This window comes from Microbacterium sp. Leaf203, from assembly GCF_001421275.1.
GTDB lineage: Bacteria > Actinomycetota > Actinomycetes > Actinomycetales > Microbacteriaceae > Microbacterium > Microbacterium testaceum_A.
The window spans coordinates 1,591,865-1,610,391 of the sequence record NZ_LMKF01000022.1; the positions used below are offsets into that span (position 1 = coordinate 1,591,865).

The following is an 18,527-nucleotide window of genomic DNA, read 5'->3' on the forward strand; positions in this document are numbered from 1 at the left end:
GTTCCACCATGTATATTCAGATGCATACAAATGGAAGAGGCATCATGAGCGAGACGAACACCTGGCCCGGAATGCAGTTCGGTGTCATGACGGTGAGCGACATCACCCAGGACCCGACCACCGGTACGACGCCGAGCGAAGCCCAGCGCATCAAAGACACCCTCACGATCGCCAAGCACACCGAAGAGGTCGGCCTCGACGTCTTCGCGCTCGGCGAGCACCACAACCCGCCGTTCTGGTCGTCGTCGCCCACGACGACGCTCGCGTACATCGCGGCCCAGACCGAGCGCCTCATCCTCACGACCTCCACGACCCTCATCACCACGAACGACCCGGTGAAGATCGCCGAGGACTTCGCGATGCTGCAGCACGTGTCGGGCGGTCGCGCCGACCTCATGCTCGGCCGCGGCAACACCGGCCCGGTCTACCCCTGGTTCGGCAAGGACATCCGCCAAGGTCTGCCCCTGACCATCGAGAACTACGACCTGCTGCACAAGCTGTGGCGTGAAGACGTCGTCGACTGGGAGGGGAAGTTCCGCACCCCGCTGCAGGGCTTCACCTCGACCCCGCGTCCCCTCGATGGTGTGCCCCCGTTCGTGTGGCACGGCTCGATCCGCACGCCCGAGATCGCCGAGCAGGCCGCGTACTACGGCAACGGCTTCTTCGCGAACAACATCTTCTGGCCCAAGGAGCACTACCAGCGCCTGATCACGCTGTACCGCGAGCGCTTCGCCCACTACGGACACGGCACGCCCCAGCAGGCGATCGTCGGCCTCGGCGGTCAGGTGTTCATGCGCGCCAACTCGCAGGACGCCGTGCGCGAGTTCCGCCCGTACTTCGACAACGCTCCCGTCTACGGCCACGGTCCGAGCCTCGAGGACTTCAGCGAGATGACCCCGCTGACCGTCGGCTCGCCGCAGCAGATCATCGACCGCTACGCCGCGATGCGCGAGACGTTCGGCGACTACCAGCGCCAGCTCTTCCTCATCGACCACGCGGGTCTTCCGACCAAGACCGTGCTCGAGCAGCTCGACATCCTGGGCGGCGAGGTCGTGCCGGTGCTGCGCAAGGAGCTGCAGAAGAACCGCCCCGCCGAGGTGCCCGACGCGCCCACGCACGCCAACCAGGTCGAGAAGATCTACGCCGGTGCGGCTCCGCGTCAGGCGGTTCCCGGCGCGAATCGCGGCGACAACATGGTCTCGGGCAGCCCGTACCAGGATGCCGCGCCTCGCTCGGGCAGCGCCTTCGGTGCGGCCGCGTCGAAGGTCGGTGCCTGAGATGGCCGCCCGTCGCATCGCGGTCGTGACCGCGGGCCTGTCGACGCCCTCGTCGACCCGTATGCTCGGCGACCGGCTCAGCCACGCCGTGCTCGCGGAGCTGCGCGAGCGCGGCATCGAGGCCACCGCCGACGTGTTCGAGCTGCGCGACTACGCGCACGACCTCACCGATAACCTGCTCACCGGCTTCGCCCCGCCCGCCCTCGAGCAGATGATCAACACGGTCGTCTCGGCCGACGGCATCATCGCGGTGACGCCGATCTTCTCGACGAGCTACTCGGGCCTGTTCAAGTCGTTCATCGACGTGCTCGACCCGCAGGCGCTCACCGGAACCCCCGTGCTCCTCGGCGCGAACGCCGGCACCGCGCGGCACTCGCTCGCGATCGACTACGCGATCCGCCCGCTGTTCATCTACCTGCACGCCAACCCCGTGCCGACCGGTGTGTTCGCCGCCTCGAGCGACTGGGGCGCCAACGCCGACGAGGTCGCCCCGCTCGGATCCCGCGTCGACCGCGGTGCTCGGGAGCTCGCGGATGCCATCGCCGCCCGCGAACCCGTCCGCGACGCCGATCCGTTCGATCCCTCGTCGTACCTCGGCGAGGGCCGCTCGTTCGGCCACCTGCTGGGTGGACTGTCGGGGGAGTGACCCTGTGACGAAGCCCCGTCGCCCGTTGGTTCGGGGGGCGGGGCGTCGTGCTTTTCGCCGGGCGGCGCAGAGTGGGCGATTCGCGCAACTTCCGTCGTGATGCGGGGTCTCGGGCTGAGGTTGTGCGGGTTGCTGAGGCTGCGTGAATCGCGCGGCGGGGGCGGGGCGGACAGCCGCAACGCATTCGGATCGGGGAAGCGTTGGCATCCGGATCTGTCGCTACGGTCCGAATCCGATGCGGGTGCGGGGGTCGCGCCGGGGCGCCCGCGCGCGGATCTAGGGTGGGGAGCGAGCCGGAGGAGACCGAATGGATGCCACGCAGTGGGACGAGCGTTATCGCGCCTCCGCCGGGGGAGTGTGGGCCACCCAGCCTCCCGCCGTCGTCCGCGAGATCGCCGGCGCGCTGCCGCCGGGCTCCGCGATCGACGTCGCAACCGGCGACGGGCGCACGGCCCTCTGGCTGGCGCAGCGCGGGTGGGAGACCACGGGCGTCGACTTCTCGAGCGCTGGTCTCGCGCTCGCCGCGGCCCGCCCGGGCGGCGACGCCGTCTCGTGGGTGCGTGCCGACGTGCACGAGTTCGAGCCCGCGGCATCCGTCGATCTCGTGGTGTCGTGCTACCTGCACCTGGACGACAACGCCGCCGCGATCGCGCGCATCGCCGAATGGGTGGCGCCCGGGGGAACCCTCATCGTGCTCGGCCACGACGTCGACAACATCGCCGCGGGCGGGCACGGACCCTCTGACCCGGCGATCCTCTACACGCCCGAGCTGCTGCGCGGCGCGCTCGACGACCGTTTCGGCGTCGAGCGCTGCGAGCAGGTGACGCGCGGCTCCGCTGATTCCGAGCTGCGCGACGGGCACACGAGTCCCGCGACCGACACGGTGCTGCACGCGGTGCGGGTGCGCTGAGGAGCGCCGCCGCCCCGCCCGCGACCGGGGGCTTCGACGGGCTCAGCCGCCTGCGTTGCGCCTCACAGCACGATGTCGTCGGTGCTGCGCAGTTCGCGCGCGGCGACCGGTCGCAGGCCGCGACGAACGAAGGTGTCGGCCTCGACGAGCGGTCCGACGTCGACGCCCGCCTCGGTCGCGAGGTCGGCGATCGGCACTTGGAACGTGCGGAACGCCCCGAGGGGCGGCACGACGAGGCCCTGCCGGGTGTCGACGAGGTCGCTCTGATCGAGCACGAAACCGGCCGCGGCGAGTGCATCGCCCTCGCGCCACGCGGCGATCTTCCAGAAGCGCAGCGGCACCCGGATGCCGCGATAAGGCGGATCGTCGTCGGCGAGCACCGGCGCGGTGAACACGGCGAGGCGCTGGTCGGTCGTCTCGGCGTAGGCCAGCACGTGGTCTTCGAGACCGAGCCAGAGCTCTTTCGACTGGTTGAAGCCGGCGGCCTGTGGGGCGGCGTTCGTGTAGAAGAAGGTCGCCTCGGTGGCCTCGCGCGCCTCAGCGGTGGAGCCCCAGCCCGGGTCGCGCCGACGCACGAGGTGCCCGCGGTCGAGGTCGTTGCGGCTGTAGACGTCAGGCCCTGCCTGCGCGTCTGCGGAAACGCGGGGATCGAGTCGCCACTCACCGGTTCGCGCGAGGTTGAGCAGGCGGGCGCCGTCGATGACCACGGCGGTGACCGCCGCGAAGCGCCGCTGCTCGTCGAGCAGCACGCTGAAGCGCGGGTAGTCGAGCCGCGTGGTGGGTTGTTCAGGAGAAGGGAGGGGCAGGGGGATGCCGAGGAAGTCCGGGTCGTAGCCGTCGCTCATGCCCCCATCGTGCCGGTGACCTCCGACATCGCGACAGACTGGGTCGATGGAACAGCACGTGAAGACCCGCCCCGACGCCGCCGCGGGGTTCTTCGCCGCCGAGGCCGCCGGGCTCCGCTGGCTCGCCGAGGCGGGCGGCGCGCGCATCGCCGAGGTGATCGAGGTCGCGGACCGGCGAATCGTGCTGGAGCGCATCGCCGAGGCGCGTCCCTCCGCGGAGGCCGCCGACGCCTTCGGTGCCGCGCTCGCCGCGACCCACGACGCGGGGGCCGAGGCATTCGGCTCGCCGCCGCCCGGCTGGACGGGCGACATCTTCATCGGCAGCCGCCCACAGCCGGCGCGGCCGAAGCCGACCTGGGGCGTCTTCTACGCGGCGCAGCGCGTCGAGCCGTTCGTGCCGATCGCCCTCGCGGCCGGCAACCTGTCGGCATCCGGAGCCGAGGTCGTCGACCGCGCATGCGCGCTGATCGCGGCGGGGGCCTTCGACGACGACGAGCCGCCCGCCCGTCTGCACGGCGACCTCTGGGCGGGCAACGTGCTGTGGGGCGAGGAGGGTGTCGTGCTGATCGACCCGGCAGCGCAGGGCGGTCATCGCGAGACCGATCTCGCGATGCTCGCGCTGTTCGGGTGCCCCTTCCTCGAGCGGATCGTCGACGCTTACGACCGGGTGCGCCCACTGCGCGACGGCTGGAGCGAGCGCGTGCCCGTGCACCAGTTGCATCCGCTCGCCGTGCACGCCGCCGGACACGGGCCGTCGTACGGCCGGGCCCTCGTCGACGCCGCCGAGCAGACGCTCGCGCTGGGCTGAGGCGCCGGGTGACGGCATCCGGGATCGGCGCGAGCAGAATCGCAGATTCGCACCGGAATAGGACGCACGACCGCGCGAGATCCGACACGGCGCGATCGTCCGATTCCGCGAGGGTCAGGAGCGCGCGGCCGCCCGGTGCTTCGCCCGCCGCGCGAGCACCAGATCGATGCCGACGCCGATCCCCACGGCCACGACGATCGACACCACCACAGCCACCACCGGACCGCCCGGCACGAGCGCCGCGACGACCGCCCCGATCACCGCTTGGTACGCCGCCCACGCGAGGGCCGCGAGCGCCGCGACGCCCAGGTACCGCGCCGGATTCACCCGCGCCGCCCCCGCCGCGAGGTTGACCGCGAGCCGCGCGAAGGGCACGAACCGCGCGGTGAAGAGCACGACGGCGGCGTTGCGTTCGAGGCGCGCCCGCGCCCAGTCGAGGGCGGCGGAGACGCGGGGCCCGCGCATCCAGGCCCAGCGCTCGACGCCCACGAGACGTCCCACCAGATAGCAGCCGAGGTCGCCGACGAAGGCCGCGGCCCCCGCGACGAGGATCACCGCGGCGAGCGGGGGAGTGCCGTGGGCGACGGCGAGGGCACCGAACGCCGTGACCGCGGCCTCACCGGGGATGACGACGAGGAACGCGTCGGCGAACACGAGCAGTGCCATCGCGGGCAGGGCCCACGGGCTCGCCGCGATCGCCTGCAGCCAGGCGTCGACTCCGTCCATTCCGTCACTCTCCGCCGCTGATCGAGACGCCCCGCCGACGCGGGGGTGACGCCCGGCGGAGCATCCGGTGAACATCGCGAACGTCGGGCGCGAACGGCCCCCGAGAGGCCGCGACACGCCTCACCCTGGTCTCGTGAGAGTCGCGCTGCTGGCCGAATCCTTCCTCCCGCACATGAACGGGGTCACCGGTTCCGTTCTCCACGTCCTGCGCCATCTGGCGGAGGCGGGCCACGAGACCCTCGTGATCGCCCCCAAATCCGGCGACGTCACCGCCGACCTGCACGGAGCCCGCACCGAGCTGCTGCGTTCGGTTCCCCTGCCGTCGTACCCCGAGGTGCGCGTGGTCTTCGCCCGGGCCGCGCGCCTGGGAGCCCTGCTGCGCGACTTCGACCCCGACGTCGTGCACCTGGCATCGCCGTTCGTGCTGGGGTGGCAGGGTCTCGCGGCCGCTGACGCGCTGAAGATCCCCTCGGTCGCGGTCTATCAGACGGACGTCGTCGCCTACTCGCAGAAGTACGGACTGCCGCACGCGACCGCTCTCGTCGCCGGACACGTCTCGCGCCTGCACCGCCGGGCGACCCTGACGCTCGCGCCCTCGTCGGCGTCGACCCGGCAGCTCGAGGACCTCGGCGTCGACCGCATCCGCCGGTGGGGCAGGGGAGTGGATGCCGTGCGCTTCGCCCCCGAGCACCGCGACGACCGGTGGCGGGCGCGGATCGCCCCGAACGGCGAGCGCATCATCGGCTACGTCGGTCGCCTGGCGCCCGAGAAGCAGGTCGACGACCTCCGCGCCCTCGCCGACCTCCCCGACACGCGGCTGGTCATCGTCGGCGACGGCCCCTCGCGTCCCGCCCTCGAGAAGGCGATCCCGGATGCCGTGTTCACCGGCCACCTGGGCGGTTCGGAGCTCGCGTCGACCCTCGCGGGCTTCGACGTGTTCGTGCACCCGGGGGAGAGCGAGACCTTCGGTCAGACCATTCAAGAGGCGCTCGCGAGCGGTGTGCCGGTGGTTGCTACGGGTGTCGGCGGTCCCCTCGACCTCGTCCGCTCGAGCGTCGACGGGTGGCTCTACAAGCCCGGCGACCTCGACGACCTGCGCGCGCGCGTCGCGGACCTCGTGGGCGACGACGCCAAACGCCGCGCCTTCGCCCGCGCGGCGCGCGGCTCGGTGGAGGGACGCACGTGGGCGGCGCTGACCGGGTCGCTGGTAGAGCACTACCGCGACGCGATCGCCCTGCGCCGCGTCGACGACAGCCTGCTGCGGCGCGGCAGTCCACGACCGGCCGGCACCGCGGCATCCCGCACTCGAGGACGGTGGACGCGTTTCGTTGCCCTCGGGGACTCGCTGACCGAGGGGTTGTGCGACGCCTCGCGGATGCCGTCGGGGCAGTTCCGCGGTTGGGCCGACCGTCTCGCCGAGCTCCTCGCCGGCACCACCGACGAGGGGCCGTTCCGCTACGCGAATCTCGCCGTGCGCAGTCGTCGGGTGCGGCACCTGATCGACGAGCAGATCCCCGCCGCTCTCGCTCTGAAGCCCGACCTGGTGTCGATCCTCATCGGTGCGAACGATCTCGTGGGGCCGGCGCCGGTGCTCCCGGCGCTGGTGGCCGAGGTCGAATCGGCGGTGCGCGCGGTGCGACGGACCGGTGCCGATGTGCTGCTGGTGACGACGTTCCTGCCGCGACGGCCCGCCGCGCGCATCTTCGCCCGACGGTTCGCGGCGTACAACGTGCACCTGCGCCGGATCGCGGCGGAGCAGGGCGCGATCCTGCTCGACCTCGAGGCCGTGGGCGAGATCGGCGAGGCGCCGATGTGGGCCGATGACCTCGTGCACCTCAGTTCGGCCGGCCACCGTCTCGTCGCCTACCGCGGGGCGGAATCCCTGGGCGTGCCCGACGCGCGGGCGCTGCTCGGTCTCGACGAGGCGCTGCACGCCGACGAGGCCGAGCGTCCGCGTGGTGCCTGGCTCACGCGCGATGCTCTGCCGTGGGTGTGGCGCCGCGTGCGCGGGCGGACGGCGGGAGACGGGATCGTCGCCAAGCACGCGGGCTACATCGAGCTGCCCACCCGTGGTGATCGCGAGCGCGCCGACGCGGTCTGAGACCTTGAGATCGCGGCCGGTGCCTGCACCGAGCGACCCGGTGCCCGTCTGCGTCGCCTGCGCGCTCGCCGCGGGTGTCAGTACCAGCCGGTGCGCTGGGAGTGATCCCACGCGCCGCAGGGGGAGCCGTACCGCGAGCCGATGTACGACAGGCCCCAGGAGATCTGGGTGACGGCGTTGGTGCGCCAGTCGAGTCCGGCGGAGGCCATCTTGTCGCCGGGGAGAGCCTGAGGGATGCCGTAGGCACCGCTGCCCGCGTTGTAGGCGTCGGCCCGCCATCCCGACTCGCGGTTCCACAGCGAGACGAGGCAGGAGAACTGGTCGTCACCCCAGCCGTAGCGGCCGATCGCGCCGCGCGCCGCGGACCGCGCCTCGCTCGGACTCATGATCGGACCGGCCGGAGCCGTCGACCCCGCCCCCGAGCCGCCGCCGCCCGAACCGCCGGTCGAGCCGCTTCCGCCGCCCGATGAGCCGTTGTTCGCGCCGCCCCCGGTCGAGGTAGAGCCGCCGCCGGCCGCTCCACCACCGCTCGTCGTCCCGCCGCCCGGAGCCGCACCGCCACCGGTGCTCGCCCCGCCGGCGGATCCGCCGGGCTGCGCCGCATCGCGCTGCACCTTCTGCTCCTCGCGCGCCGCGCGCTCCTGAGCGGCGGTCGTCGCCCGGAGGGCCGCGAGCTGGTCGTAGAGATCGTCGAGGCGGCCCTGCGTCTCGCGCACCGTCGCCGCCTCGGCGTCCGCATCGCTCTGCGCCGCCGCCGCGGTGGCTCGAGCGTCGGCGGCCACACGCGCGGCTTCGTCCCGCGCCTGCTCGGCCTGCTCGCGCAGCGACGTCGCGATGTCGGCCGCACTGCGGGCGCGGCCCGCGGTGCGCGCGGCGACCTCCGAGACCCGATCCAGGATGCCGAGCCGTTCCAGCAGCGAATCGGGATCGGCATCCGTGAGCAGCTGCGCCACCAGCGGGCCGCCGCCCACGGTGCGGTACAGCCGCGCGGCGCTCGCGCCGGCGGCCGTGGCGCTCGAGGTCTCGGCGGCGTCGGCCGAGGCGCTCTCGGCGCTCAGCGCCGCCGCGCGCGCAGCGGTCGTCTCGGCCAGCAGTCGCGTCTGCTCGGCGGTCGCCGACGCGTCGAGGGCACGGCGCGACGCGTCCACGGCGACGGCCTCCGCGGCATCCAACTCCGCCCGCACCCGGGCGACGGCGCTCTCGTCGACCGCGGCGACGGGAGCCACGGACCCCGCGCCGATAACCGCCGCGGAGGCGGGGACGGGGGCGAGGGCCGCGCCGGCGAGGACGCACGCGAGAAGCGTGTGACTCGTGCTACGGATGAGGCCCATGAGGTCACGGTAGAGCACGACGTCGTGCGCTGCCCACCCGGAACGGGTCGTCGCTGGTAGGGTGGCGAGGGATGCCGTCGTGGCATCGGCTCAACTACATATGAGCTCACGGAGCAGGCCGGCAGACGCTGGTCCCCTGTGGTGGACTCCCCGTCGTATGCCGGGTGGTCGTCTACTGGTGGCCAGTCGCCGGGATTCCGGGTCGATTCGTCGGCGCGCCCTTTCTGCCTGTTCCTGCTCCTTCGCATGTCAGCTCGTCGCCCACACGGGGCGGCGAGCCTAAACAAAGAAGGAGGGACCTCTTGGAAGGTCCAGAAATCACCGCCGCTGAAGCCGTTCTCGACAACGGCCGTTTCGGCACCCGTACCGTCCGGTTCGAAACCGGACGCCTCGCTCAGCAGGCTCAGGGCGCTGTCGCCGCCTACCTCGACGAGGAGACCATGCTGCTGTCGGCCACCAGCGCCGGCAAGCACCCGCGTGAAGGATTCGACTTCTTCCCGCTGACCGTCGACGTCGAGGAGCGCTCGTACGCCGCCGGCAAGATCCCCGGCTCGTTCTTCCGCCGCGAGGGTCGTCCCTCCACCGAGGCCATCCTCGTGTGCCGCCTCATCGACCGCCCGCTGCGCCCGTCGTTCGTCGACGGCCTGCGCAACGAGGTGCAGATCGTCGTCACCGTGCTGTCGATCGCCCCCGGCGAGTTCTACGACGCGCTGGCGATCAACGCCGCCTCGCTGTCGACCCAGATCTCGGGTCTGCCGTTCTCGGGTCCCATCGCGGGTGTGCGCCTGGCGCTCATCCCCGGTCAGGGCGAGAACGCCGACCAGTGGGTCGCCTTCCCGACCGTCACGCAGCTCGAGGACGCCGTCTTCGACCTCATCGTCGCGGGCCGCGTGCTCGACGACGGCGACGTCGCCATCATGATGGTGGAGGCCGAGGCCACCGAGGGCAGCTGGAACATGATCAAGGGCGGCGCGACCAAGCCGAACGAGCAGGTCGTCGCCGAGGGCCTCGAGGCCGCCAAGCCCTTCCTGCGCCAGCTCGTCGACGCGCAGAACGAGGTCGCGCGCACCGCGGCCAAGGAGATCCAGTCGTTCCCCGTCTTCCCGGCCTACAGCCAGGAGACCTACGACTTCGTCGCCGGTCGCGCTTACGACCGTCTGGTGCCCGTGTACCAGATCGCCGACAAGCAGGAGCGTCAGAACGCCGATGACGAGGTCAAGACCTCGGTCAAGGAGCAGCTCGTCGCCGCCGTCGAGTCGGGCGAGCTGCCCGCCGTCGCGACCCTCGAGTTCAACGCCGCGTACAAGTCGGTCACCAAGACGATCGTCCGCGGTCGCATCCTGGCCGAGGGCGTCCGCATGGACGGCCGCGGACTCGCCGACATCCGCCCGCTCGACGCCGAGGTGCAGGTCATCCCGCGCGTCCACGGCTCGGCGATCTTCCAGCGCGGCGAGACCCAGATCCTGGGCGTCACCACGCTGAACATGCTCAAGATGGAGCAGCAGATCGACTCGCTCTCGCCCATCACGAGCAAGCGCTACCTGCACCACTACAACTTCCCGCCGTACTCGACCGGTGAGACCGGTCGCGTGGGTTCGCCGAAGCGTCGCGAGATCGGTCACGGCTTCCTGGCCGAGCGCGCGCTCGTCCCGGTGCTCCCCAGCCGCGAGGAGTTCCCGTACGCGATCCGTCAGGTGTCCGAGGCCCTCGGCTCCAACGGCTCGACGTCGATGGGCTCGGTCTGCGCATCGACCCTGTCGCTGCTGAACGCGGGTGTGCCCCTTCGCGCCCCCGTCGCCGGTATCGCCATGGGCCTGGTCACCGACGAGGTCGACGGACAGACGCGCTACGCCGCCCTGACCGACATCCTCGGCGCCGAAGACGCCCTCGGCGACATGGACTTCAAGGTCGCCGGCACGAGCGAGTTCATCACCGCGATCCAGCTCGACACCAAGCTCGACGGCATCCCGTCGTCGGTGCTGGCCGCCGCCCTCACCCAGGCCAAGGAGGCTCGCCTCACGATCCTCAACGTCCTGAACTCGGCGATCGACGCTCCCGACGAGATGGCGCCCACCGCGCCCCGCGTCATCAGCGTGCAGATCCCGGTCGACAAGATCGGCGAGCTCATCGGACCCAAGGGCAAGACGATCAACTCCATCCAGGACGAGACCGGCGCCCAGATCTCGATCGAGGACGACGGCACCGTGTACATCGGTGCGACCGACGGCCCCTCGGCCGAGGCGGCCCGCGCCCAGGTGAACGCGATCGCCAACCCGACCAACCCCGAGGTGGGCGAGCAGTTCCTCGGAACCGTCGTCAAGATCGCGACCTTCGGTGCGTTCGTCTCGCTGCTTCCCGGCAAGGACGGTCTGCTGCACGTCAGCGAGGTCCGCAAGCTCGCCGGTGGCAAGCGCGTCGAGAACGTCGAAGACGTGCTCTCGGTCGGTCGCAAGATCCTCGTGCGCATCACGAAGATCGACGACCGCGGCAAGCTCTCGCTCGAGCCCGTGCTCGACGAGGAGGCCACCACGCCCGAGCCCGCCGACACGCAGAGTTCGGCCGCCGCGAGCGAGGGCCCCGAGGCTCCCGCCGAAGGCTGATCCTTCTCGCTGACCGGATGCCCGTCCCGCTTCGTGCGGGGCGGGCATCCGTCGTGTGACGGGTGTGACGCACGTGGCGAGCGACGCGGAAGCGTTACGCAATGTTTATCGGCGCGGCGGGGCAATCGACGGAGCGGTCACGAGGAAGGCCTAGCCTCGTAGTACGTCGGGGGGCGTGGTGATACGGGCGCTGTTCCGTACCGTCACCCGGCACTGTGGGAGAGGACCTCACCATGAGCGGCTCGGGCGTCGATGAGACGGCCACGCCGCGCCTGCGTCGAGATCGAGCCCCGCATCCGTCGTCACCCATCACCCTGCAGGGGCCGGGGCTGGGCTCACACGTGCGCGTTCCGCTCGGCGAGACGGGGTTCGACGTCTTCCCGCTGTTCCTCGGCGGGGGAGAGTTCGGGTGGAACGTCGACGCGCGCGCGAGCCACGAGATCCTCGACGCCTACGCCGAGCTCGGCGGCAACGCGCTGCACACCGCCGACAGCTACGCGGCGGGGCGCAGCGAGTTCATCATCGGCGAATGGTTGCGCACCCGCCGCATGCGCGACGACACCGTCCTGACGGTCCGCATCGGCGGTCACCCCGACAACCCCGGGCTCGACTCCGTCAACCTCGTGCGCGCCGTCGAGGCCTCGCTCACGCGCCTCGGCACCGATCGCATCGACGTGCTGTCGCTCGACGCCGCCCGGGGCGACAAGGCGCTCCTCGAGGACACCCTGGCCACGAGCGAGTGGCTCGTCGACGCGGGCAAGGTACGCGCGATCGGCGCGCACGGCTACACCGCCGCCCAGCTCGTCGAGGCTCGCATCCTGTCATCGGCGGGGTACCCGCGCATCACGGTGCTCGACGTGCCGTACAACGTGCTGCGCCGCTCGGAGTTCGAAGGCGACGTGCGTCTCATCGCCTCGGCGCAGAACATGGCCGTCACTCCTTCGCATCCGCTCGCCCACGGCTTCCTGGCCGGCGAGACCCGCACTCGAGGACAGTCCTCGCAGTCGGTGCGCGGCACGCAGGTCGCCGCGCACTTGAACCGGCGGGGCTCGCGCGTACTGCGCGCCCTCGACGCCGTGGGCAGCGAACTCGGCCTCCCGGATGCCGCGGTGGCGGTGGCCTGGCTGCTGGCTCAGAAGATCGTGACGGCGCCCATCGTGAACGCCTTCGCGCCCCGGCACGTCGTGGAGTGCATGCGCGCCGTCGGCGTGCGGCTCAGCCGGGCGCACCTCTCGGATATCGCGCGCGCCGCGGAGTGATCGGCCCCCTGTCGGGGGTGTGACGTAGGCTGGTCGATGAGGGCCGGGGGACGGCGGATCGACGACGGAGTGAGCTGACGTGACGCACTACATCTACCTGGTGCGCCATGGCGAGCACCAGGATGCCGAGCACGGCCTCACCGACGGCCCACTGTCGCCGCGGGGTCAGCGTCAGGCCGCCCTGCTGGCCGACCGTCTGTCCGGACTCCCGCTCGACGCCGTCTGGCACTCGCCTCTCGAACGCGCGGCGCAGACAGCCCGCGCCGTCGCCGACCGTCTGCCCGCCGTCACTCCCGAGTCCTCGGCGCTTCTCTTCGATTGCATCCCCACCGGTATGACGCCCGAGACGCCCTCGGTGTTCGAGCCCTTCTTCGGTTCGGTGACCGAGGCCGAGATCGATGCGGGCCGCGCGCAGATGGCCGATGCCACCGCCGAGTTCCTCGCCCGCAAGGCCGGTGAGGTCCACGAGCTGGTCATCACGCACAACTTCGTCATCTCGTGGTTCGTCCGCGAGGTGCTGCAGGCGCCCGAGTGGCGCTGGATGACCATCAACCAGGCCTACTGCGGTCTGACGGTCATCGCGCAGAAGAAGGGCCGGCCCTGGACCCTCCTGTCGCACAACGACCTCGCGCACCTGCCGGTCGAGCTGCGCACCGGGCTGGTCGACCCGCTTCCGGTCTGAGCTTCGCGCGGCGCGTCTGTGGTCAACGCCGCGACGCCGTGCGCTCGCGCCTAGGCTGGACCTATGACGACGCGTGTGGCCATCGTGGGCGGAACCGGAAAGCTCGGCGGGGTGATCAGGGCGGTCGTCGAGGCCGAAGAGGGCTACGAGGTCAACGCGGTGCTCACCTCGGCCTCTCCGCTCAGCGAGATGGACGGCGCGGATCTCGTGATCGACGCGACGACCCCCGCCGTCTCCATCGACGTCGTCCGCGCGGCGGTCGAGCGCGGCATCAACGTCCTGGTGGGCACCTCGGGTTGGTCGAACGAACGCATCGCCCTCGTCCGATCGTTGGTGGATGCCAGCGGAACGGGCGCCGTTTTCATCCCCAACTTCTCGCTCGGTTCGGTGATCGGCAGCGCCCTCGCGGCGGCGGCGGCCCCGTTCTTCCCCTCGATCGAGATCGTCGAGGCCCACCACGAGACGAAGATCGATTCTCCCAGCGGGACGGCGGTGCGCACCGCCGAGCTCATCGCGGCGGCGCGGGCCGACGTCGGCCCCGTCGAGTCTCCCCATGTCGACCAGCGTGCTCGCGGACAGCGCGTGGCATCCGTCCCCATTCACTCGCTGCGTCGCCCGGGTGTCGTCGCCCGCCAAGAGACGGTGCTCTCGGGAGCGGGGGAGTCGCTGACGATCGTGCACGACACGATCGAGCCCGCCAAGGCCTACGCTCCCGGCATCCGGATCGCCCTGGCCGCAGCGCGCGACGCGCGCGGCGTGCACGTGGGTCTCGACAGCTTCATCGACATCGGCGTGCGGACGCGTCCCCTCGCGCCCGAGGCTCCGATCGCCGACGGCGACGTGTCGGGCCAGGTCGCGGGCGTCACCAGCGCATGAGAGTGCGCGTCGCGGTCGCCGTCATGACGGTGCTGCTGCTGATGTACGTCGTGCTCGCGGGGCAGCGGGCCATCGTTCTGCTGACGAGCGGAGAGACCGTCGGCGTCGTGATGGGCGTGGCGTTGCTCGTGCTTCCGGCCCTGGCGATCTGGGCGATCGGCCGCGAACTGTGGTTCGGTGTGCGCGCCCAGCAACTGGGGGAGCGGTTGGATGCCGAGGGCGGACTGCCCGATGAAGACCTCCCCGTGCGCCCGAGCGGGCGCATCGAACGCGAAGACGGCGACGCATTGTTCCCGCGCTACCGAGCGGATGTCGAAGAACACCCCGACGACTGGCGCGCGCGCTACCGGCTGGGCCTCGCGTACGACGCGGCGGGCGACAGTCGGCGCGCGCGGGATGCGATCCGCACGGCCATCCGTCTCGAGACGTCCGAGCGCCGCGCCGCCTGAGGACTTTCTCGCGGAACACCGCTCTGCGGCTCCGACGAGCTCGCTCCCGGCCCCGGGTGCCCCGGGCAGCGGAGGGGAGGGGGCGTGAGCGTCCGGCCTCCCCTCCGTCCCGTCAGGCGGCGTCGTGCGCCGGCACGGCCGAGGCCACGGCCTCTTCGACCGTGCGGTGAGAGAACGTGAACCCGCTGTCCTCGAGGGCCGTCGGGCGCACGTCGGCGTCGGAGGTGAGCAGCGCCTCGGTCGCGTCGGAGCCGAGGGCGAGCTTCACGCCCCAGATCGGCGCGCGCACGAGGTACGGACGATTCATGCGGCGGGCGAGGGCGAAACCGAGGTCGTTCGCCGTCGCGCGCGTGGGGCCGGTGAGGTTCACGGGTCCCGACAGATCGGAATCGATGACGTGGCGGATCGCGCGCACCTCGTCGTCGAGCGAGATCCACGGCCACACCTGGGTGCCGCGGCCGATTGGGCCCGAGATGCCGAGCTTGGTCAGCAGGAGGAGGGGCTTGAGCACGCCCTGCTCGTGCACGACGGGGGCGGTGCGCAGCATCGCCACCCGCGCCGAATCTCCGGCGGCTCGTGCCTCGTGCTCCCAATCGACGCAGATGTCGGCGAGCAGGCCCGTGCCGCGCTTCGAGGCCTCGGTCAGGACGGCTCCGGGCTGCGAACCGTAGAAACCGGTCGCGCTCGCGTTCACGAGCGCCGGGGCGTCGCCGCCCAGCGCACGGACCGCGGTGGCCAGGGTGCGCGTCGGGGTGATGCGCGACCACAGCAGGGTGCTCTTGTACGAGGGGGTCCAGGGGAAATGCCCGATCGATGCGCCGTTCAGGCACACCACGGCGTCGGCCCCGGCGATCACGTCGGGGTCGAGCGGGGTGGCATCCTGCAGCCACTGCACCTCGTGCGCGGCGGTCGGCTCGTGGCGCACGAGCGAGGTGACCTCGACGCCGTCGCCGCGCAGCGAGTCGAGCAGGGCCGAGCCGATGAGGCCCGACGCGCCGGCGAGGACGACGCGTCGGGCCGGGGTCTCAGGCAAGCGTGGCCTCGAGGGTGATGTCGATGCCCGCGAGCGCCTGCGACACGGGGCAGTTCGCCTTGGCATCGGCGGCGATCTTCTGGAACGTCTCGTCGTCGAGCCCGGGCACGACCGCGTTCACGTTGAGGTGGCTGCCGGTGATCCCGGTGCCGGGCTTGAAGGTGATCGACGCCGTCGCGTCGACCGACTCGGGCGGGGTGCCGTTGTCGGCGAGGGCATTCGAGAGCGCCATGCTGAAGCACGACGAGTGGGCACCGGCGAGAAGTTCCTCGGGGGTGGTGACCGAGCTCGAGCCTTCGCTGCGGGCCTTCCAGTTCACGTCGAACGTGCCGATGCCCGAGGAGGTGAACGTGACCTCACCCGATCCTTCGAACAGGCTGCCCTTCCAGGCGGTGGTGGCTTCGCTCGTGACGGCCATGGGAACCTCCGTTGTCTCGGCGCGGTCGGGGCGACCGCGACGCGGCCAGCCTAGTGAGCGCGGACGGCACTCTTCGGGTCTTGACAGGTCTTTGCTCGACGACGCTCAGACAGCGGCGGGACCGCGTCGCCCGATGAGTCCCGCGCGCTGCAGAACGAGGTAGAGCTGGCATCCGAGGCACAGTCCGAAGACCGCGTTGAGGAACGCCGCGACGAACGCCATGGCCGCCGCGATCGGCAGCGCCCAGGGAACCCCGGCGAGGTGGAGGAGCAGTCCGGCGGCCGTGACGAAGAGCCCCACGCCCTGGGCGAAGCGGGGCGGGCGCGGGTCTTCGAACTCGGTCGGGGGTGCGAGGCGGGGCTGGACGACCCGTCGGTAGAGCACGCCCCACGGCGCGGTGCGCGGAGAGGTGACGCCCCAGACGAACAGCAGCGCGATCACGAGCACCACGACGAAGCCGGGGTCCGCGACGCGGTCCAGAAGGGGCAGCTGCTGCACGGCCCAGCCATCGGGGCGGAAGGTCGCGTCGGCCAGAGGTTGGTAGGCGAACCACCCGTAGGCTCCGCGCTGCGTCGAGATGCCGATCAGGCTCAGGACGGTCGCCACGAGGAGGAGGACGGCGGTGATGGATGCCGCGAAGCGGGGGCCGCGAGCATCGATGCGCGAGGTGTCAGGCACGGGTGGGCTCCTTCTGCAGGCGGGTCAACTCGCTCTCGACCGCGGCGCGTTCGAGAGTGCCCCCGAAGCGGGTGCGGATCACTCCACGCCGGTCGAGGACGAGGGTGGTGGGGGTCTGCAGCACGCGGAAGTGCTGAGCGAGGTCGGGCCGATGGGTGAGGTCGACGTCGACGTAACTGACGCCGTCGCGGGCGTCGGCGATCTGCGTGAGCACGCGGCGCACCCCGGGGCAGCGGGAGCAGATCTCGGTGCTGAACTGCACGAGGGTCGCCTCGGGCCCGAGGCTCTCGGCACCGAGCAGGGCGGGATCGACCGCCTCGACCGAATCGACGGTGCGCGCGCGGCCCTGGCGGCGCCGGAACACGAGACCGGCGATCGTCGTGAGTACGATGAGCGCCCCGGCGGCCAGAAGAGCGAAGGTCACGTCCACGACCGTCAACGCTAACGCGCGGGAGCGCGGGGAGGGCCGATGAGTCCTCTCGTGACGAACCCTCCTCCCCACCGCGTGCGCAGGCCTCCACCGTCCACCGTCGTCGCCCCGCGCCCCCCGTCGGGAGCCCGTCGCGGGTATCGTGAAGGCCGTGACCGCCGACATCCCGACGCCCTACGAAGACCTTCTCCGCGACGTGCTCGAGACGGGCGTGCACAAGTCCGATCGCACGGGAACGGGCACCACGAGCGTGTTCGGGCGGCAGATCCGCTTCGACCTCGCCGAGGGGTTCCCCCTCATCACCACCAAGCGCGTGCACCTGAAGTCGATCGTCTACGAACTGCTGTGGTTCCTGCGCGGCGAGTCGAACGTGTCGTGGTTGAAGGACAACGGCGTGACGATCTGGGACGAGTGGGCCGACGCCGACGGCGAGCTCGGCCCCGTGTACGGCGTGCAGTGGCGTTCGTGGCCCACCGCCGACGGCGGCACGATCGACCAGATCGCGCAGGTGATCGAGCAGATCCGCCGCGACCCCGACTCGCGCCGACTCATCGTCTCGGCCTGGAACCCCGCCGACATCCCCGACATGGCGCTCGCCCCCTGTCACGCTCTGTTCCAGTTCTACGTCGCCGATGGCAAGCTCTCGTGCCAGCTGTACCAGCGCAGCGCCGACATGTTCCTCGGGGTTCCGTTCAACATCGCGTCGTACGCCCTTCTGACCCTCATGGTCGCGCAGCAGACGGGCCTCGAGCCCGGCGAGTTCGTCTGGACCGGCGGCGATTGCCACGTCTACGACAACCACCGCGAGCAGGTCGCCGAGCAGCTCACGCGCGACCCCTACCCCTACCCGACGCTGCGCTTCGCCCGTACGCCCGCGTCGATCTTCGATTACACCTACGACGACATCATGGTCGAGGACTACCAGCACCACCCGGCGATCCGCGGAGCCGTCGCGGTATGACCACGGTCGGCCTCGTCTGGGCCCAGGCGCACGACGGTGTGATCGGTGCCGACGGCGGGATGCCGTGGCACGTGCCCGAAGACATGGCCCACTTCCGCGAGGTCACGGGATCGGCCGAGGTCGTCATGGGGCGTCGCACCTGGGAGTCGCTTCCGCCGCGATTCCGCCCCCTGCCCGGGCGGCGCAACATCGTCGTGACGCGCTCCGCCGACTGGGCCGACGACGGTGCCGAACGCGCGGGATCGCTTGAGGAGGCCCTCGCGCTCACCACGGGCGACGAGGTCTGGGTGATCGGCGGGGGAATGCTCTACGCCGCCGCGATCGACCGCGCCGACCTGCTCGAGGTCACCCGCCTCGACGTCGCGGTCGAGGGCGATACGCGCGCACCATCGACGGACGGGTGGATCCTCGTCGCCGCCGACCCCGAACAGGGCTGGCACACCTCGCGCAGCGGCATCCGATATCGCTTCGAGACCTACCGCAGACCGGGGGAGTGA

At 71.4% G+C, this 18,527-nt stretch carries 19 protein-coding genes; 12 read left to right on the top strand and 7 right to left on the bottom strand.

The window, feature by feature from the left end; translation table 11 throughout:
* Positions 1 to 44 precede the first annotated feature (44 nt).
* The 3 genes from ASE56_RS08630 (at position 45) to ASE56_RS08640 (ending at position 2,833) form a co-directional block, all read left to right on the top strand.
* Entirely contained in the window at positions 45 to 1,277 is a 1,233-nt protein-coding gene (locus tag ASE56_RS08630; RefSeq protein WP_056227324.1) for an LLM class flavin-dependent oxidoreductase, read from the top strand.
* Position 1,278: 1 nt separating this feature from the next.
* On the top strand, positions 1,279 to 1,923 hold the full coding sequence (locus ASE56_RS08635; protein WP_056227327.1) for an FMN reductase: 645 nt from the start codon (positions 1,279 to 1,281) through the stop codon (positions 1,921 to 1,923).
* Between the two features lie 307 nt (positions 1,924 to 2,230).
* The gene (locus tag ASE56_RS08640; RefSeq protein ID WP_056227330.1) at positions 2,231 to 2,833 is read left to right on the top strand and encodes a bifunctional 2-polyprenyl-6-hydroxyphenol methylase/3-demethylubiquinol 3-O-methyltransferase UbiG; all 603 of its coding nucleotides are present in this window, start codon (positions 2,231 to 2,233) and stop codon (positions 2,831 to 2,833) included.
* 62 nt (positions 2,834 to 2,895) lie between these two features.
* On the opposite strand, the gene ASE56_RS08645 is transcribed toward ASE56_RS08640, so the two are convergent.
* Positions 2,896 to 3,678, bottom strand: a complete 783-nt coding sequence (locus tag ASE56_RS08645) for a DNA/RNA non-specific endonuclease (RefSeq protein WP_056227333.1) — start codon at positions 3,676 to 3,678, stop codon at positions 2,896 to 2,898.
* A gap of 46 nt (positions 3,679 to 3,724) precedes the next feature.
* Between ASE56_RS08645 and ASE56_RS08650 the strand changes: the two genes are divergently transcribed.
* Positions 3,725 to 4,486: a fructosamine kinase family protein gene (locus tag ASE56_RS08650; protein ID WP_056227335.1), complete on the top strand. Its 762-nt coding sequence runs from the start codon at positions 3,725 to 3,727 to the stop codon at positions 4,484 to 4,486.
* Positions 4,487 to 4,600: 114 nt separating this feature from the next.
* On the opposite strand, the gene ASE56_RS08655 is transcribed toward ASE56_RS08650, so the two are convergent.
* The gene (locus tag ASE56_RS08655) at positions 4,601 to 5,212 is read right to left on the bottom strand and encodes a DedA family protein (protein ID WP_056227339.1); all 612 of its coding nucleotides are present in this window, start codon (positions 5,210 to 5,212) and stop codon (positions 4,601 to 4,603) included.
* 133 nt (positions 5,213 to 5,345) lie between these two features.
* On the opposite strand from ASE56_RS08655, the gene ASE56_RS08660 reads away from it, so the two are divergent.
* Positions 5,346 to 7,313 carry a GDSL-type esterase/lipase family protein gene (locus ASE56_RS08660; RefSeq protein ID WP_056227342.1) on the top strand — a complete coding sequence of 656 codons (1,968 nt, stop codon included), beginning with the start codon at positions 5,346 to 5,348 and terminating at the stop codon, positions 7,311 to 7,313.
* Positions 7,314 to 7,390: 77 nt separating this feature from the next.
* Here ASE56_RS08660 and ASE56_RS17505 read toward each other — a convergent pair whose 3' ends face one another.
* The gene (locus tag ASE56_RS17505) at positions 7,391 to 8,644 is read right to left on the bottom strand and encodes a hypothetical protein (RefSeq protein ID WP_200914144.1); all 1,254 of its coding nucleotides are present in this window, start codon (positions 8,642 to 8,644) and stop codon (positions 7,391 to 7,393) included.
* Between the two features lie 302 nt (positions 8,645 to 8,946).
* On the opposite strand from ASE56_RS17505, the gene ASE56_RS08670 reads away from it, so the two are divergent.
* The 5 genes from ASE56_RS08670 (at position 8,947) to ASE56_RS08690 (ending at position 14,510) form a co-directional block, all read left to right on the top strand.
* Positions 8,947 to 11,244: a polyribonucleotide nucleotidyltransferase gene (locus tag ASE56_RS08670; protein WP_056227345.1), complete on the top strand. Its 2,298-nt coding sequence runs from the start codon at positions 8,947 to 8,949 to the stop codon at positions 11,242 to 11,244.
* A gap of 233 nt (positions 11,245 to 11,477) precedes the next feature.
* Positions 11,478 to 12,503 carry an aldo/keto reductase gene (locus ASE56_RS08675; RefSeq protein WP_056228473.1) on the top strand — a complete coding sequence of 342 codons (1,026 nt, stop codon included), beginning with the start codon at positions 11,478 to 11,480 and terminating at the stop codon, positions 12,501 to 12,503.
* Between the two features lie 79 nt (positions 12,504 to 12,582).
* Positions 12,583 to 13,185, top strand: a complete 603-nt coding sequence (locus tag ASE56_RS08680) for a histidine phosphatase family protein (RefSeq protein ID WP_056227348.1) — start codon at positions 12,583 to 12,585, stop codon at positions 13,183 to 13,185.
* A 63-nt stretch (positions 13,186 to 13,248) separates the two neighbouring features.
* Positions 13,249 to 14,061, top strand: coding sequence for a 4-hydroxy-tetrahydrodipicolinate reductase (dapB, locus tag ASE56_RS08685; RefSeq protein WP_056227351.1), 813 nt, complete (start codon positions 13,249 to 13,251; stop codon positions 14,059 to 14,061).
* Positions 14,058 to 14,510, top strand: coding sequence for a hypothetical protein (locus tag ASE56_RS08690; protein WP_056227354.1), 453 nt, complete (start codon positions 14,058 to 14,060; stop codon positions 14,508 to 14,510). Before dapB ends, ASE56_RS08690 begins: the two co-directional genes overlap by 4 nt.
* A 112-nt stretch (positions 14,511 to 14,622) precedes the next feature.
* Here the strand turns inward: ASE56_RS08690 and ASE56_RS08695 are convergent, their stop codons facing one another.
* The 4 genes from ASE56_RS08695 to ASE56_RS08710 form a co-directional block, all read right to left on the bottom strand.
* On the bottom strand, positions 14,623 to 15,543 hold the full coding sequence (locus tag ASE56_RS08695) for a TIGR01777 family oxidoreductase (RefSeq protein ID WP_056227357.1): 921 nt from the start codon (positions 15,541 to 15,543) through the stop codon (positions 14,623 to 14,625).
* Complete coding sequence (locus ASE56_RS08700) at positions 15,536 to 15,961, bottom strand: OsmC family peroxiredoxin (protein ID WP_056227360.1); 426 nt, start codon at positions 15,959 to 15,961, stop codon at positions 15,536 to 15,538. The genes ASE56_RS08695 and ASE56_RS08700 overlap by 8 nt, the downstream gene beginning before the upstream one ends.
* A 105-nt stretch (positions 15,962 to 16,066) precedes the next feature.
* On the bottom strand, positions 16,067 to 16,639 hold the full coding sequence (locus tag ASE56_RS08705) for a DUF4395 domain-containing protein (RefSeq protein ID WP_056227362.1): 573 nt from the start codon (positions 16,637 to 16,639) through the stop codon (positions 16,067 to 16,069).
* Entirely contained in the window at positions 16,632 to 17,069 is a 438-nt protein-coding gene (locus ASE56_RS08710) for a thioredoxin family protein (protein WP_056227365.1), read from the bottom strand. Before ASE56_RS08710 ends, ASE56_RS08705 begins: the two co-directional genes overlap by 8 nt.
* 151 nt (positions 17,070 to 17,220) lie before the next feature.
* Between ASE56_RS08710 and ASE56_RS08715 the strand changes: the two genes are divergently transcribed.
* Both ASE56_RS08715 and ASE56_RS08720 read left to right on the top strand, forming a co-directional pair.
* Positions 17,221 to 18,030, top strand: a complete 810-nt coding sequence (locus tag ASE56_RS08715) for a thymidylate synthase (RefSeq protein WP_056228476.1) — start codon at positions 17,221 to 17,223, stop codon at positions 18,028 to 18,030.
* A complete protein-coding gene (locus ASE56_RS08720; RefSeq protein ID WP_056227368.1) occupies positions 18,027 to 18,527 on the top strand; it encodes a dihydrofolate reductase in 501 nt (166 codons plus the stop codon). The genes ASE56_RS08715 and ASE56_RS08720 overlap by 4 nt, the downstream gene beginning before the upstream one ends.

Coding starts and splice junctions, on each gene's coding strand:
- dapB (WP_056227351.1), top strand. CDS start 13,249: ATGACGACGCGTGTGGCCATCGTGGGCGGAACCGGAAAGCTCGGCGGG.
- ASE56_RS08650 (WP_056227335.1), top strand. CDS start 3,725: ATGGAACAGCACGTGAAGACCCGCCCCGACGCCGCCGCGGGGTTCTTC.
- ASE56_RS08655 (WP_056227339.1), bottom strand. CDS start 5,212: ATGGACGGAGTCGACGCCTGGCTGCAGGCGATCGCGGCGAGCCCGTGG.
- ASE56_RS08635 (WP_056227327.1), top strand. CDS start 1,279: ATGGCCGCCCGTCGCATCGCGGTCGTGACCGCGGGCCTGTCGACGCCC.
- ASE56_RS08675 (WP_056228473.1), top strand. CDS start 11,478: ATGAGCGGCTCGGGCGTCGATGAGACGGCCACGCCGCGCCTGCGTCGA.
- ASE56_RS08720 (WP_056227368.1), top strand. CDS start 18,027: ATGACCACGGTCGGCCTCGTCTGGGCCCAGGCGCACGACGGTGTGATC.
- ASE56_RS08640 (WP_056227330.1), top strand. CDS start 2,231: ATGGATGCCACGCAGTGGGACGAGCGTTATCGCGCCTCCGCCGGGGGA.
- ASE56_RS08690 (WP_056227354.1), top strand. CDS start 14,058: ATGAGAGTGCGCGTCGCGGTCGCCGTCATGACGGTGCTGCTGCTGATG.
- ASE56_RS08630 (WP_056227324.1), top strand. CDS start 45: ATGAGCGAGACGAACACCTGGCCCGGAATGCAGTTCGGTGTCATGACG.
- ASE56_RS08700 (WP_056227360.1), bottom strand. CDS start 15,961: ATGGCCGTCACGAGCGAAGCCACCACCGCCTGGAAGGGCAGCCTGTTC.
- ASE56_RS17505 (WP_200914144.1), bottom strand. CDS start 8,644: ATGGGCCTCATCCGTAGCACGAGTCACACGCTTCTCGCGTGCGTCCTC.
- ASE56_RS08645 (WP_056227333.1), bottom strand. CDS start 3,678: ATGAGCGACGGCTACGACCCGGACTTCCTCGGCATCCCCCTGCCCCTC.